Here is a 14,517-nt window from a genome sequence, read left to right as displayed (position 1 = left end):
TCACGATGACGGACGCGCCGCTCACGCGGGAGGCCAGCCCCAATGAGCTGCGCGATCCGTTCGTCCGGCGCGAGCTGAAGCGGGCGACCGTCTGGCTGGGCCTCGCCGGCGCGATCGCGCTGGCGGTGATCCTGGTCCAGCCGCTGCTGATCATCTTCGCCGGCCTCGTCTTCGCGGCGTTGCTTGATGGCGGCGTGCGGCTGCTCGGCAAGGTGCTCCCGATCGGGCGCGGCTGGCGGCTGCTGATCGTCGTGCTGCTGACGATCGCCTTCCTGATCGGGACCTTCTACCTCACCGGCGTGCAGGTCGCCGACCAGTTCGGGCAACTGCGTTCGACGCTGGAAACGCAGGCGAATCGCGCGGCAGGCTGGCTGAGCTCGCAGGGGCTGATGCCCGGCGCGTCCGACGTCAGCGGCATCGCCAAACAGGCGCTGTCGTCGGTCGGACGGATCACCTCGTGGGTCGGCACCGCCTTTGGCGCGCTGACGACGATGTTCATGATCATCGTCATCGGCCTGTTCGTCGCGATGGACCCGCGCACCTATCAGCGCGGGCTGGAATGGATGGTGCCGCGCGACCATCGGGCGGAGTTCGCGACCGTGCTGGAACGCATGGGGAAGACGCTGCGCCGTCTGCTCGCCGGGCGCTTGCTGGGCATGGTGGCGGAGGGCGTGCTGACCGGCACGGCGCTGGCGATCGGCGGCGTGCCGATGGCGATGATCCTTGGCATTCTCACCGGTCTGCTCGCTTTCATCCCGAATATCGGGGCCTTCATCAGCGGCGCGCTGATGATCGCGGTGGGCTTTTCGGCCGGCACGCATGTCGGCTTCTGGGCGATCGGCACCTATGTGATCGTGCAGGGCTTCGACGGTTATGTGCTGCTGCCGATCGTTGCGAAGAAGACCGTCGACCTGCCGCCGGCGCTGACGCTGGGCGCGCAGATCATGGCGAGCGCGCTGTTCGGCATTCTGGGGCTGGCGCTGGCCGATCCGATGACCGCGATGGTCAAGACCGCGCTGGAGCGGAGTGCGGAACGCGAATCGGAGCGGGACGACGCCGCCGAGGCGTAACGCCGATCAGGACAGTGGCTGAGTCGCTGGCACGGGCAAGGCGCCGGCGCCCGCATAGGCCCCGCGCCGCGCCTTCAGGCTGGCGCGAACCTCGCCCGCCAGCCGGTCGAACAGCATGAGATAGCGGTCGGCCGAATCGCTGCCCGGTTGCGCGACCGGATCGGGGCGGGGCGCGTCGAGCCAGCGGGTCAGCGCGGCGGCGAAAACGGCAGGGTCGTTCGCCGAAACCACCGTGCCGAAGGCGGGCGAGGATACGATCTCGCGCACCGACGGGCTGCACGCGGTCGACACGACCGGCGTCCCCACCGACAGCGATTCGCGCAAGACGCCCGGCACGCCTTCGTAATCGGAGGGCAGCGCGAGCACGCGTGCCGCCGCCATCGCCGCAATCGGGTCCGCGACATGCCCGGGCAGGTGGACGCGGTTCGCCAGACCCGCCTCGCGCGCCTGCCGCTCCAGGGCCCCACGCAACTCGCCTTCGCCCAGGATCACGGCCTGCACGTCCTCGGGCATCAGCGGCAGCGCGGCGATCAGCCGGTCCCAGCGCTTCTGCGGCACCAGCCGGCCGACGCCCAGTACGACGCGGCCAGGCGGCAGCGGAACCACTGGCACGGTTGGATCGACGATCCGCGGTGCGGGCGGGTTGGGGATCACGCTGGTGCGCCGCTGCATGCCGGTGAGGCGCGCCGCCTGCGCCGCGGTGGCCGGCGTCATCGCAACGAGATGGTCGAGGAACCGGCCGTGCTGCGCCAGCCACAGCCGATGCGCGGCATCGGCGACGCGGCCATGGTCGCCGCGCGTCACGGCGTTCGATAATTTGCCGATGATCGGCGGGCAGTCCGCACCCAGCCGCCAGCGCAGCCAGGCGGCGACCAGCGTATAATGGCTGCCACCGCAGAAGATGACATCGGGGTCATTCTGCCGGACCCAATCGGCGATTCGCGCCTGCGTCAGATAGCCGCGATTGCCGAGCGGCACGATCTCCAGCCCCGGCGGAATTTCGGACGCCAAGGGGCCGCTGGCATCGCCGATCGCCAGCGTGACGCGACGTCCGGCGGCCAGCCAGCCGCGCGCAAGGCGCAATTGCGCACGCTCGACGCCGCCACCGGCCAGGTCCTGCGCGTAGGTGAGGATGTGGGTCGCGGCCATGGTTCGTTACGCCTCTTGCCATATTGCTGCCCGAGACGACAGTGAAAGGGAATTCATGTGCAAGTCGGCGCGCTGCCGGCTACATCGCGCCACCTTCATGTTCGGACCACTGGGTGCAGATCGATCATAAAGCAGACGGGTTCCCGGAACAGCCCGAACCGTCCTCCGCCAATATCGACGGGCTGCAGCCCCTGAAGACGATTCGCAGCCGCTGGCCGGCGATCATCGGCGGGCTGGTGACGCTCGCCATGCTCGGCGGCCTTGCGCACGAGTTGCTGAGCTCGGGCCTTGCCGGCCTCGAACGCGCGACGCCGCACAGCCCGTGGTTCTATCTGGCGTTTCTGGTCCTCTATTTCCTGCCGCCGCTCGCGGATTACTGGATTTTCCACAGGCTGTGGCGGATTCCCGCGGCGGGCTTCGTCGCGCTCAACAAGAAGCGCATCTCGAATGATGTCGTGATGGGCTATTCGGGCGAGGCCTATTTCTACGCCTGGGCCCGCCAGCGTGCGCAGCTGGTCGCGGCGCCGTTCGGTGCGGTGAAGGACGTATCGATCCTGTCGGCGATCGCCGGCAATGCGGTGACGCTGGCGATGATCGCGATCGCGCTGCCGGTCGGGCGCAACCTGATCCCGCACGACATGATCCGCTACGTCTATGGCAGCCTCGCGGTGATCTTCGGCACGTCGCTGCCCTTCCTGATCTTTTCGCGGAAGGTGTTTTCGCTGCCGCGCGCCGACCTGTGGGCGGTGTTCGGGATCCACTGCCTGCGCCTCGTCGGCGGGGCGTTCTTCCTGGCGCTGGCGTGGGCGCTGGCGATGCCCAGCGTGCCGCTCGGCATCTGGGTGTTCCTGTCGGCAGGGCGTATGCTGTTCTCGCGCCTGCCTTTGCTGCCCAACAAGGACCTCCTTTTCGCCAATTTTGCGATCCTGATGATCGGGCAGGATCAAGCCCTGTCAGAGCTGATCGCCTTCACGGCCGCCGCCGTCCTGCTGCTGCATGCGGTGCTTGTGCTGGGGTTCAGCCTTTACCATCTCGCGACCAGGAAACGGGTATGAAGACGCCGGACATGACCAAGCGCGCGATCCTCGCCGCGGCACTGCTGATGGCGGCAACACCGGCCGACGCGCAGGTGCTGGGCAGCGATGCCGCGGCGTGCAGCGCCGGCGGCGGGTCGGCGATTCTGGTGCAGGTGACGGGGCTGAAGGACCGCAAGGGCCGTATCAAGCTGGAGCTGTATCCGGCGACCGAGGCGGATTTCCTGAAGGACGACGACAATCTCGTCGCCGAGGGCAAGACCTTCCGCCGCGTCTGGGCGAACACGCCGGGTAGCGGCCCGGTCAACGTGTGCATCCGCGTGCCGCGCCCCGGCCGCTATGCGCTGCTCGTCACGCACGACCGCGACGGCAAGAACAAGTTCAATTTCTTCCAGGACGGTGCCGGCTTCGTCGGCACGGGGAAGCTCGGCATGTCGCGGCCCAAGGTGGATCAGGCGATCATCGACGTCGGCGGCGGCACCGTGGAACGAACCGTCCGCATGCAATATCTGCGCGGCCTGGGCGGGTTCGGGCCGGTCAAGGGCGACTGAACGATGCGGATCGTCGACGTCAACGAAATCTACTCGCCGACGGGTGGCGGCGTGCGTACCTATATCGATCGCAAGATCGAGGTGCTGGCGTCGATGGGGCATGAGCTGATCGTGCTCGCCCCCGGTCGCGAGGATCGGATCGAGGAACGGCCCGGCGGCGGCGCGATCCACTATATCAAGGCGCCGGGCATGCCGTTCGACGCCAATTACGGCCTGTTCTGGGATGCCGAGCCGATCCACCGCCGGCTCGATGCGCTGGACCCCGACGTCGTCGAGAATTGCTCGCCGTGGCGCTCGGCCTGGATCGTCGCGCAATGGAAGGGGCGGGCGATCCGCTCGTTCTTCCTGCACAACGACAATGTCGAAGCGTATCCGAAGCGCTGGCTCAAGACCTTCGCTTCGGCGCCGCGGATCGAGCGGGCGTTTTCGTGGTACGACCGCTATCTGACGCACTGCTTCGATCAGTACGACACGATCGTCACCAATGGACCGTCGCTGACCAAGCAATTGGGCGCGCGCGGCGTGCGCGTCGATGCGACGATGCCGCTGGGGATCGAGCGCGCGCATTTCTCGCCCAGCTTGCGTGACGAAGCGCTGCGGGTGGCGCTGCTCCAGCAATGCGGACTGCCGGCGGACGCGCACCTGCTCTTGGGCGTCGGGCGGCACCATCCCGAAAAGCGCTGGCCGACGGTGATCGACGCGGTCCGCCGCGTCGGCACGCAGGCGCCGGTCGGCCTCGTCATCCTGGGCCAGGGCATGGATACCAAGACGCTGGAACGGCACATCGGCGCCAACCCGCACATCCGCCTGTTCCGCCCGGTCTACGACCGGCGCCGCCTCGCGACGATCATGGCGAGCGCGGATGCCTATATCCACGGCTGCGGGACGGAGACGTTCGGGCTAGTGCCCGCCGAGGCGCTGGCGAGCGGCACGCCGTTGATCGTGCCCGATGGCGGCGGCACCGCGGAAATCGCCGAGCCGTTGTTCGCGGAGGTCTACGCCCAGCGCGACGCGCATTCGTGTGCCGATGCGATTCTGCGGATGTTGGCACGCGACCGCGCCGTGGTGCGGCGGGCGGCGGGCGTCGCGGCGGGCAAGGTGCGGACCGACGAGCAGCATGCCGCGGAGTTGGTAGCGCACTACGCCGACGTGATCGCGCGCAAGGATGGGCTGCGGCTCAGCGCCTGAGGGACGCCGTTTTCCCCTTCGTCACCCCGGACTTGGTCCGGGGTCCACTCTGCGGCGAGGGGGACGTTTTAAGCCTCTTGCCATCCGCTGGCGGCTTGGTGGACCCCGAACCAGGTCCGGGGTGACGGGGCGAGTGGGGTGAGGGCTTAAGCCAGCAACTCCGCATAGGCTGCCGGCCGGTGCTTGCCGAATGCCGCGAAGGTCGTCGTGATGCTGTGCATCAGCGCCGGGACGGTCGTGTCGCCCGGATGCACCGCGATCCGCACATTCCTTGTCGGCTGCAACACGCGCCGCAGTGCCCCCGCGGCGAACAGCGAACTCAACTGCCGCGGCCGGCTGCGGCTCGCCCAGGTGATGACCGGCCCGCGGGCGACGACCTCACCTCCGGGCTGCCAGACTCGCGCATGATCCTCCGCCAATGCGAACCCAGCGTCCTTCAGCGCTGCGCGCGCGCCTGGCGAATAGAGCCAGGCCGGCGCGATGAAGCCGGTGGCGGCGCGGCCGGTGATATCCTCGACCAACGCCTTGCCGCGACGCATGCGGATCAGCGCCTCGGCATGGCTGAGGCCCAGAAACTCGCCTTCGCCTGCGGTCATGTGCTTGGCCTTCAGCGAGGCGGCGGCGCCGGTGTGGGCGCTATCGTCGCGGTGCGTCCAGCCATGGACGAACATCTCGATGCCTTCGTCCGCCCAGCCACGCAGGCGCGTCGCGAAAGCAGGCGTGATCGGCGCGCTGGACCAGTGGTCCGGCACCACCAGCATCGCGAGGCGGCGGCCGACATGGGGAGCGAGATGATCGAGCAGGCGGTCGACCTCACCCTCGAAGCGGGGCGAGACGTCGTGGATCGAGGCGAACAGGCGTTTCATCGCAGCCGTTTATAGACGCTGATCGTCTCGTTGCCCATCGGCAGTGCGGCGGTGAGGGTGTAGTTGGCGGCCATCGCCGCCATCACCGCCGCGCGCGCCTCGGGCCGTTCGCCGCCATAGGGTGGGCGCATCACCACCACGGCGGGACGAGCCGCGAGGATGCGGCGGATTTCGCCTTGCTGGTCGATGCCGGTGGCGCCGGCTTCGCGCGTGCGGGCGAGGTGGCTCGGTACGATATAGCGCGACAGCGTGCAGCGCGCGGTCGAGACGTACAGCATTGTACTGCCTGAATAGACCCACAGGCACCCCGGCCCGCGCCCGACCGCAGCGCTGAGTGCGGCGAACTCGCGCGCCTCGCCCCGCTCCAGGCGCTGGATGACGAGCGTGATCTGCCCGGCGAGCGCGGCGGTCAGCAGCAGGGCGGGTGTGCGCCAGCGCTGCCAGTCGTCGCGCCCCAGCAGGCCCGCCGCAGCGGCACAGGCGGGAAGCAGCACGGGTAGGCTATAATGGTCGAACCACGGCCGGAACACGATCACGCCCGCGATCGACACCGCGAGCCACAGCGCGATGAAGCGGCGCGCGCGCGTCATTACGCTCCGGTGCAGCGCCAGAATGGCGATCGCGACGATCGGCGAGATGACGAGGACGATCTGGCCAAGATTGCCGGCCAGCTCGCCGAGCGGATCGGGGTTGCGGTGGAAGATCGACAGGAAATTGGCGTAGACGAAGGCGTCCCATTGGCCGATCGCCGCGTAGGCGACGGCGGCGAGCGCGGTGGGTAGCATCGCGAGTGCAACCAGGGCGATGCCGTATCCAACGAGGCCGGTGGGGTTTTTACGCGCGCGCCAGTCGTCGGCGAGCAGCCACAGGCCGAGGAACAGCCCCTCGAACACGACCGAATATTTGATCTGCAGCGCCACGCCGACCAGCGCCATCGCGGCGAGCCCGGCGCGGCGGGTGCCGTCGAGTGCGAGCAGCGCGGCGCCGATCACCAGCAGATTGTAGAAGACCGGCGACTGGCCGCCCTGTCCGCCGAGCAGGTCGAACCACAGGATATAAGCGAGCGCGCCCGCGGTGGCGCCGGCGGCGAATCCGGCGCGGGCTGCAAGGCGCGCGACCAGCGCCGCGGTCGCGATCAGGCTGGCGAGCGCCATCGCCTGATAGGCCCAGATGCCAGCGGGAAAGCCGAGCCCGGCGGGAATCGCGTAGAGCAGGAATAGGCCGACGGGCTTGCGGTCCCAGACGTCCACGAACGGCAGCAGACCGTGCCATAGCGCGGTGCCGGTGAAATAATAGAATTCCTCGTCGACGTGGACGACCGGATTGCCGAACGTCAGCGCCCGCGCCGCGATGGCGACGAGGATCAGCAGGGGCAGCCGCAAACGGGGGTTGGTGAGTAGTGGCATGGGCCGCCCCGTTATCATTCCTCCCCCGCCAGGGGGAGGTGGCGCCGCGATAGTGGTGACGGAGAGGGCTGAAGCGGTGAGCGTCGTGTTTGTGGAGCCGTCCCCCTCCACCACGGCCTTCGGCCGCGGTCTCCCTCCCCCGCTAAAGCGAGGGAGGACTTAAACGCGCTTGGCCGTCACGAAATAATCGAGGGCGGTCGAATCGCTTAGGGTGAAGCCGGTTGCGGGCGAAAAGCTCAGCCCCTTCACGTCCGTCACCGTCAGGCCGGCGCGTTCGATCAGGTCGGTCAGCTCTTCGGGGCTCAGGAACTTGTCCCAATCGTGCGTGCCGCGCGGGATGCGGCCGGTGCCTTCCGCCAGCGTAATGAGCGCGAGGCGGGAGAGTGGCGTGCGGTTGGGGGTCGAGAGGATCAGCAGGCCGTCGTCCGCTAGGGCTTCGGCGAGGCCGCGGACAAAGCCGGCGGGGTCGCTGACATGCTCGATGACCTCGAGGCTGGTGACGAGGTCGAAGCGGCCGGACATGTTTTCGATGCCGGTCGCGCGGTAATCGATGGCGAGGCCGCTCTGCGCCGCATGCGCCTCGGCCACCACGATATTTTCCGCGGCGGCGTCGATGCCGGTGACGGCTGCGCCCAGCCGCGCGAGCGGTTCGGCGAGCAGCCCGGCACCGCAGCCGACGTCGAGCGCCGACTTGCCGGCGAGCGGCGTGAAGCTGGTGTCGTCTCCGTCCCAGTGCAGGTCGATCGCCGCCCGGATGTAGCGCAGCCGCACCGGATTCAGTTTGTGGAGCATCGCCGAGGACCCCTTCGGATCCCACCAGTCCTTGGCCATCCCGCCGAAATGCGCCGCCTCGCGTGCGTCGATGGTCGTGGTGCCCCCGCCGACGCGGACGCCGCCGGAGGGATCGATCGTGCTGCTTGCGCTTGCCATGGCCGCTACCTATCAGGGCGCACCCTTTCACCCAAGGAGTTTGGCGAGACGCGATGGCACGTATCGTGATGAAGTTCGGCGGCACGTCGATGGCCGGGATCGAGCGCATCCGGAGCGTTGCGGCGCGCGTCAAACGCGAGGTGGAGGCGGGCAACGAGGTCGCGGTCGTCGTATCGGCGATGGCGGGCGAGACCGACCGGCTGGTCGGCTTCTGCCGCGAAGCCTCGTCGCTGTACGACCCCAAGGAATATGACGTCGTCGTTGCGGCGGGCGAACAGATCACCAGCGGCCTGCTGGCGATCGCGTTGCAGGCGGCGGGCGTGCAGGCGCGTAGCTGGCTCGGCTGGCAGCTGCCGATCCACACCGACGATGCGCATGCCAAGGCGCGGATCGGCACGATCGAGACGGACGCGCTGCTCGCCAGCATGGCGGCGGGCGAGGTTGCGGTGATCCCGGGCTTCCAGGGCCGGTCGGAGGATGGCCGCGTGACAACGCTGGGCCGCGGTGGGTCGGATACGTCGGCGGTCGCGGTCGCGGCGGCGGTGAAGGCGGACCGTTGCGACATCTACACCGACGTCGACGGCGTCTACACCACCGACCCGCGCATCGTGCCGCGCGCGCGGAAACTCGCCAAGGTGACCTATGAGGAGATGCTGGAACTCGCCAGCGTCGGCGCGAAGGTGTTGCAGACCCGATCGGTCGGCCTCGCGATGAAGGAACAGGTCCGCGTCCAGGTACTCTCGTCCTTCACGGGCGAGGACGCGCCCATGGCGGATACATTGCCCGGCACGATGATCGTCGGCGAAGAGGAGATTGACGACGTGGAACGCCAGCTGATCACCGGCATCGCGCACGACAAGAACGAAGCGAAGATCACACTGACCAGCGTCCCCGACAAGCCGGGCGCGGTGGCCGCGATCTTCGAGCCTCTGGCGGCGGCGAACATCAACGTCGACATGATCATCCAGAATATCGCGCACAACCACGGGTCGACCGACGTCACCTTCACGGTGCCGTCCGCCGATCTGGCGCGCTCGCTGGAGGCGCTGAACCAGGGGCGTGAGGCGATCGGCTTCGGCGAGCTGGTCCACGATACGCGCGTCGCCAAGATCTCGGTCGTCGGCGTCGGCATGCGCAGCCATGCGGGTGTCGCGAGCACGATGTTCACGACGCTGGGCGCGCGCGGCATCAACATCCAGGCAATCTCGACCAGCGAGATCAAGGTCTCGGTCCTGATCCACGAGGACGAAACCGAGCTGGCGGTGCGCGTGCTGCACACGGCTTATGGCCTCGACGCAGAGGCAGCGGCGTGAAACCCATCTTCGTCACCCCAGCGAAGGCTTGGGTCTTTCGCGGTCAGGGCATCGACGACAACCACACGACCCCAGCCTGCGCTGGGGTGACGACAGGGGGGAAGGCATGACCATCGGCAGCGAGCGGCTCACCCGCCGCATGGCGCGCGGCGCCGCGTTCCTCGGCAGCGAGGTCGCTATCATGGCGGGTGCCATGTCGTGGGTCAGCGAGCGCAACCTGGTCGCCGCCATGTCCAACGCCGGCGGCTTCGGCGTGATTGCGTGCGGCGCGATGACGCCCGAACTGCTCGATGCCGAGATCGCGGGGACGAAGGCGCTGACGGACAAGCCGTTCGGCGTGAACCTCATCACCATGCACCCGGCGCTGTTCGACCTGATCGCGGTCTGCGCCAAGCACAGCATCGGCCATGTCGTCCTCGCCGGTGGCCTGCCGCCCAAGGGCTCGCTGGAAGCAATCAAGGAAAGCGGCGCCAAGGTCATCTGCTTCGCGCCTACGCTGGCGCTCGCCAAGAAGCTGATCCGGTCGGGCGTCGATGCGCTGGTGATCGAGGGCATGGAGGCCGGCGGCCATATCGGCCCCGTCTCGACCAGCGTGCTCGCGCAGGAGATGCTGCCCGAGATCGCCGATCTGGTGCCCGTGTTCGTCGCAGGCGGCATCGGCCGCGGCGAGGCGATCGCGGGCTATCTCGATATGGGTGCGGCGGGCGTGCAGCTCGGCACGCGCTTCGTCTGCGCGACCGAATCGATCGCGCACCCCAATTTCAAGAAGGCGTTCATCCGCGCCAGCGCCCGCGACGCAGTGGCGAGCGTGCAGATCGACCCGCGCCTGCCCGTGATCCCGGTGCGCGCGCTGAAGAACGCCGGCGGCGAATTGTTCACCGCCAAGCAGCGCGAAGTGGCGCAGAGCCTAGACGAAGGCAGCGTCGCCATGGCCGAGGCGCAGTTGCAGATCGAACATTATTGGGCCGGTGCGCTGCGCCGCGCCGTGATCGACGGCGACGTCGAGCACGGCAGCGTGATGGCCGGCCAGTCGGTCGGCATGGTGACCAAGGAAGAACCGATCGCGGACATCATCGCCAACCTGATGGCGGAAGCGGCCACGGCGCTGGACAAGAGGGCGGCGTAAGACCTCCCTTCGTTGCAGGGAGGGCGCGTGCTTCGGCGCGCTGCAACAGCAGGGTCACCTCCGGTCGATCCGTCATTGCGAGCGTAGCGAAGCAATCCAAGGCGTCATGATCCGGCTCTGGATTGCTTCGCTGCGCTTGCAATGACGGCGGTCGGTTCATCAGACGTGATGTTTCTCCGACGCCTCCTGTCCCACCGCGGAAGGCACGGCTCACCGCACCGCTAACGCTTCGTTAACCATCCGACTGCAGAGTCGCCCTCACATGCCGGGGGGCGAAAGGGACGCCGGGACGATGCGCCGTTCGATTGCCATTTCCATGACCGTGCTGGCGCTGCTCGCCGGCTGTGCGACGCGCCGGGTGCAGCCGCCGCCCGTGGTGGCGACGCTGCCCAAGCCCGCCCCTGCACCGCTGACGATGCCGAAGGGCGCCTATGTCGGCATGCCGATCCCCGCATTGATGGCCGATGGCCGCTATGCGACTCCCAATCGCAACCTCAGCGCCGACGGAGCGGTCTGGCACCTGCGTGCTGCGCTCAACGTTGCCGCGCTCGCCTGCCGTGGCCCCGAATCGGTGCAGGTCGTCGCGGATTACAATGCGCTGCTCGCCGCGCAGAAGGCGATGCTCGCCTCTGCGCAGACGCGGCTCGCGAGTGAATTCAAGGCAGGCGGTGGCGACTGGCAGGACCGCTATGACGACGCGATGACGCGGCTCTATAATTTCTTCAGCCAGGTGCCGGCGCATGACGCCTTCTGCAACGCCGCCGCAGCGACGCTGACCGACGTGCAGAGCGTTGCGCCTGCGGACCTGCCCGCCTTCGCGGCCGGCCGGCTCGCCGTGCTCGAGAAGCCGTTCACCGATTTTTACGCAGCCTATGACGCTTGGCGCGCCCAACAGGCCGCGGCGACGCGGATGGCGAGCGTGACGCCGTTCACCCCGCGCCCGCTGGTCGTACAGGCGGTCCCGGCCGCGACGCCGGCGGCGCATCCGCGCCTCAAACTGGACCCCAGCGCCTTCGCCGATACCGGCACCGTCACGCAATAAGGCGGTGCGCAAGCGCGGCTAAGGGTTTCCCCTAGGGCCGGGTTGGGTTAACGCGCCCTCGCAATGGACGAGGGATGCATCGACCAGCCCGCGGGTGGACGGTTCGAGGGGCGCGAGCACCTGTTCCCGCTGCGCGTCTATTTCGAAGACACCGACCTGTCCGGCGTCGTCTACCACGCCAATTACCTGCGCTACATGGAGCGCGCCCGCTCCGACATGCTGCGCGTCGCCGGGATCGACCAGCGGGGCCATCACGAAGCGGGCGAGGGCGCCTATGCGATCGTCGACCTCGCCATCCGCTATCGCGCGCCAGCCAAGCTCGACGACGCGCTGATCGTCGCCAGTCGCGTGATCCGCGCCAGCCCGGCGAGCGTGGTCATTCATCAAACAGTCAGGCGCGGTTCGCTTGTGCTGACCGAGGCCGATGTCACGGCGGCGCTCGTCGCGCCATCGGGACGGCCGAAGCGTCAACCGGCCGACTGGCTCGCCATCTACCAACGCCTGATCTGGCAGGGGACTAATTCATGAATCCGGTGTTCAACATGGATGCGGCGACGCTGTCGCCCGTCGCACTGTTCCTGCAGGCGGATATCGTCGTGAAGGTCGTGATGCTCGGCCTGCTCGGCGCCAGCATCTGGACCTGGGCGCTGATCATCGCCTTCTGGCGGCGGCTGGGCCGGATCCGCAAGGGCATGGGCGCCTTCGAACGCGACTTCTGGAAGGCAGAGGATATCGACGCCTTCTACAAGGCGGAAAGCGACAAGGACCTGCCGTCCGCGCGCGTGTTCGTCGCGGGCGTGAAGGAATGGCGCCGCTCGACCGCGGGCGGCACGATCGACAAGAACGGCACGCGCGAACGCCTCGCCACCGCGATGGGCGCGGCGGCGGCAGGCGAGATCGACCGGATCGGCGATCGGCTGAACATCCTTGCGACGATCGGATCGGTCGCGCCCTTCGTCGGGCTGTTTGGAACGGTGTGGGGGATCATGCGCAGCTTCACCGGCATCGCCCAGGCGCAGAATTCGTCGCTCGCCGTCGTCGCGCCGGGCATTGCCGAAGCGCTGTTCGCGACCGCGATCGGCCTGTTCGCGGCGATTCCGGCGGTGATCGCCTACAACCGCTTCAGCCACGGCGTGAACCGGATCGAGGCGGCGCTGAACCGCTTCGCCGACGGCTTCCACACCACGCTGTCCCGGCAGCTGGACGGGTCGCGGTGAGCGCGCGCTGATGGCGATGAACCTCCCCTCGCAGCGCGGTCGCGGCCGGCGGGCGCCGATGGCGGACATCAACGTCACGCCGCTGGTCGACGTGATGCTGGTGCTGCTCATCATCTTCATGGTGACGGCGCCGCTGCTGACCGCGGGCGTGCCGGTGAACCTGCCCGACAGCCGGGCGAAGGCGCTGGATCAGGACCAGAAGCCGGTGCAGCTGTCGCTCGATGCACAGGGCAAGCTGTATATCGATGACGAGGAAGTGAGCGCCGCCGCGCTGCCGCAGCGGCTGGAGCAGATCGCCGCGGTGCAGGCGGGCGGCCAGCCGCCGCAGGTGTTCCTGCGCGCCGATCGCGCGCTCGATTACGGGCAGGTGATGCGCGTGATGGGCGAGCTGAACCGCGCGGGGCTCAACCGCGTGTCGCTGCTGACGGTGGAAGGCGGCGAGCAGAAATAATGGATCGCGTCGAGAAGGTCGGACTGGGGATCGCGGTTGCGGGGCACATCGTGCTCTTCGGCCTGCTGTCGATCGGCTTTCTCGCCACGCCCAATCCGGAGAAGTTGCAGCAGACGCCGATGGAGGTCAGCCTCGTCAAGGATGTTGGGCTGGAAGCGACGGCGCCGCAATCGGTGACGCCGCCCGCGCAATCGGTCGCGCCCGATACTGGCGAGCCGGAGGATGCCGCCGCGCCTGCCGAGCCCGAGCCCGCCGCCGAACCCGAACCCGCGCCGCCCGAACCCAAGCCGGCGCCGCCGCAGCCCAAGCCCGAACCCAAACCGGCGCCCAAGCCTGCGCCCAAGGCGGAGCCGAAGCCGGCCAAGCCCGAACCCAAGCCGCAGCCCAAACCGAAACCCGCGCCGGTGAAGGCCGCGCCCAAGCCCCGGCCCGTCGCCGAGGCAGCGCCCAAGCCGGCCGCGAAGCCCGCGCCCGCCAAGGCCACGGCGAAACCCGCCGCCGAATCGGCAAAGGCCGGGACGGGCAAGTCGGCGAGCGCGGCCAAATCGTCCGCGGCGAAGGGCACCGGTAGCAGCGAAACCGCCAAGGCGGCGCGTCCGCGCGGCTCGCGCCTGGGCGACAACTTCCTCGCCGGGCTGACCAGCGAGAAATCGACCAGCACCTCCACCGCCCCGCGCGCCGCCAAGATCGACGCGCGGGCGCTTGCCGGGATCATCGACGCGATCGAACGCCAGATCCGGCCGTGCGCGATGCGACAGGTCAATCCGGGGCCGGGCGCGAATGAGATCCTGACGGTGCTCGACCTGCGCCTCAACGAAGATGGCTCGCTCGCGGCGACGCCGAAGATGGTGCGCCAGTCGGGCATCACCGACGAGAACGAGCGCTACAAGCAGCGCGTGGTCGATCTAGGAATCGCCGCGTTCAAGGGCTGTTCGCCGCTGAAGCTGCCGCCGGAATATTATTCCACGCCGTCGGGCGGATGGAACGCGATCCGCTTCAACTGGAAATTGCAGTGACGGCGCTGGCCCCACCCACTCCGTCACCCCGGACTTGGTCCGGGGTCCACTTAGCGGCTTGGCGAATGGCGAGCCGCACCACCGTTGCCCGTTCAGCCCGGTGGACCCCGGACCAAGTCCGGGGTGACGGGGCGTATGGGATCGCCGTATCGTGTAAC

The 14,517-nt window shown here is 68.4% G+C and carries 15 protein-coding genes; 11 read left to right on the top strand and 4 right to left on the bottom strand.

Features of this window, described 5'->3' with window-relative positions; translation table 11 throughout:
- Positions 1–5 precede the first annotated feature (5 nt).
- On the top strand, positions 6–1,070 hold the full coding sequence (locus ACGVWT_RS07905; RefSeq protein WP_116460116.1) for an AI-2E family transporter: 1,065 nt from the start codon (positions 6–8) through the stop codon (positions 1,068–1,070).
- Positions 1,071–1,076: 6 nt separating this feature from the next.
- On the opposite strand, the gene ACGVWT_RS07900 is transcribed toward ACGVWT_RS07905, so the two are convergent.
- Positions 1,077–2,219: a glycosyltransferase gene (locus ACGVWT_RS07900; RefSeq protein WP_315461003.1), complete on the bottom strand. Its 1,143-nt coding sequence runs from the start codon at positions 2,217–2,219 to the stop codon at positions 1,077–1,079.
- A 113-nt stretch (positions 2,220–2,332) separates the two neighbouring features.
- On the opposite strand from ACGVWT_RS07900, the gene ACGVWT_RS07895 reads away from it, so the two are divergent.
- Genes ACGVWT_RS07895 through ACGVWT_RS07885 form a run of 3 tightly spaced genes read left to right on the top strand, consistent with a single transcriptional unit; the run spans position 2,333 to position 4,992 of the window.
- Entirely contained in the window at positions 2,333–3,274 is a 942-nt protein-coding gene (locus ACGVWT_RS07895) for a hypothetical protein (RefSeq protein WP_116460114.1), read from the top strand.
- On the top strand, positions 3,271–3,804 hold the full coding sequence (locus tag ACGVWT_RS07890; RefSeq protein ID WP_315461004.1) for a DUF2141 domain-containing protein: 534 nt from the start codon (positions 3,271–3,273) through the stop codon (positions 3,802–3,804). Before ACGVWT_RS07895 ends, ACGVWT_RS07890 begins: the two co-directional genes overlap by 4 nt.
- A 3-nt stretch (positions 3,805–3,807) precedes the next feature.
- Complete coding sequence (locus tag ACGVWT_RS07885; RefSeq protein ID WP_315461005.1) at positions 3,808–4,992, top strand: glycosyltransferase; 1,185 nt, start codon at positions 3,808–3,810, stop codon at positions 4,990–4,992.
- A 146-nt stretch (positions 4,993–5,138) separates the two neighbouring features.
- Here ACGVWT_RS07885 and ACGVWT_RS07880 read toward each other — a convergent pair whose 3' ends face one another.
- From ACGVWT_RS07880 to ubiG, 3 genes are all read right to left on the bottom strand, one after another.
- Positions 5,139–5,858 (bottom strand): polysaccharide deacetylase family protein, encoded by a 720-nt coding sequence (locus tag ACGVWT_RS07880; RefSeq protein WP_315461006.1) that lies wholly within the window; start codon positions 5,856–5,858, stop codon positions 5,139–5,141.
- Positions 5,855–7,264, bottom strand: a complete 1,410-nt coding sequence (locus ACGVWT_RS07875; RefSeq protein ID WP_315461007.1) for a hypothetical protein — start codon at positions 7,262–7,264, stop codon at positions 5,855–5,857. Before ACGVWT_RS07875 ends, ACGVWT_RS07880 begins: the two co-directional genes overlap by 4 nt.
- Positions 7,265–7,423: 159 nt before the next feature.
- Complete coding sequence (ubiG, locus tag ACGVWT_RS07870) at positions 7,424–8,194, bottom strand: bifunctional 2-polyprenyl-6-hydroxyphenol methylase/3-demethylubiquinol 3-O-methyltransferase UbiG (RefSeq protein WP_315461008.1); 771 nt, start codon at positions 8,192–8,194, stop codon at positions 7,424–7,426.
- Positions 8,195–8,247: 53 nt separating this feature from the next.
- Here ubiG and ACGVWT_RS07865 point away from each other — a divergent pair, with 53 nt between their 5' ends.
- The 7 genes from ACGVWT_RS07865 (at position 8,248) to ACGVWT_RS07835 (ending at position 14,359) form a co-directional block, all read left to right on the top strand.
- A complete protein-coding gene (locus tag ACGVWT_RS07865; RefSeq protein ID WP_315461009.1) occupies positions 8,248–9,507 on the top strand; it encodes an aspartate kinase in 1,260 nt (419 codons plus the stop codon).
- 106 nt (positions 9,508–9,613) lie between these two features.
- On the top strand, positions 9,614–10,633 hold the full coding sequence (locus tag ACGVWT_RS07860) for a nitronate monooxygenase (RefSeq protein ID WP_315463117.1): 1,020 nt from the start codon (positions 9,614–9,616) through the stop codon (positions 10,631–10,633).
- Between the two features lie 292 nt (positions 10,634–10,925).
- Complete coding sequence (locus ACGVWT_RS07855; RefSeq protein WP_315463115.1) at positions 10,926–11,675, top strand: hypothetical protein; 750 nt, start codon at positions 10,926–10,928, stop codon at positions 11,673–11,675.
- A gap of 63 nt (positions 11,676–11,738) precedes the next feature.
- A complete protein-coding gene (locus ACGVWT_RS07850; RefSeq protein ID WP_315463114.1) occupies positions 11,739–12,203 on the top strand; it encodes a YbgC/FadM family acyl-CoA thioesterase in 465 nt (154 codons plus the stop codon).
- Positions 12,200–12,892, top strand: a complete 693-nt coding sequence (tolQ, locus tag ACGVWT_RS07845; protein WP_116460105.1) for a protein TolQ — start codon at positions 12,200–12,202, stop codon at positions 12,890–12,892. Before ACGVWT_RS07850 ends, tolQ begins: the two co-directional genes overlap by 4 nt.
- 10 nt (positions 12,893–12,902) lie before the next feature.
- A complete protein-coding gene (tolR, locus tag ACGVWT_RS07840) occupies positions 12,903–13,343 on the top strand; it encodes a protein TolR (protein WP_116460104.1) in 441 nt (146 codons plus the stop codon).
- On the top strand, positions 13,343–14,359 hold the full coding sequence (locus ACGVWT_RS07835; RefSeq protein ID WP_315463113.1) for a cell envelope biogenesis protein TolA: 1,017 nt from the start codon (positions 13,343–13,345) through the stop codon (positions 14,357–14,359). Before tolR ends, ACGVWT_RS07835 begins: the two co-directional genes overlap by 1 nt.
- The last annotated feature ends 158 nt before the right edge of the window (positions 14,360–14,517 follow it).

This window comes from Sphingomonas sp. S6 (assembly GCF_043498045.1).
GTDB lineage: Bacteria > Pseudomonadota > Alphaproteobacteria > Sphingomonadales > Sphingomonadaceae > Sphingomonas.
Note: the sequence above shows the minus strand (reverse complement) of the source record. Positions and strands in the feature narration are given on the sequence as shown.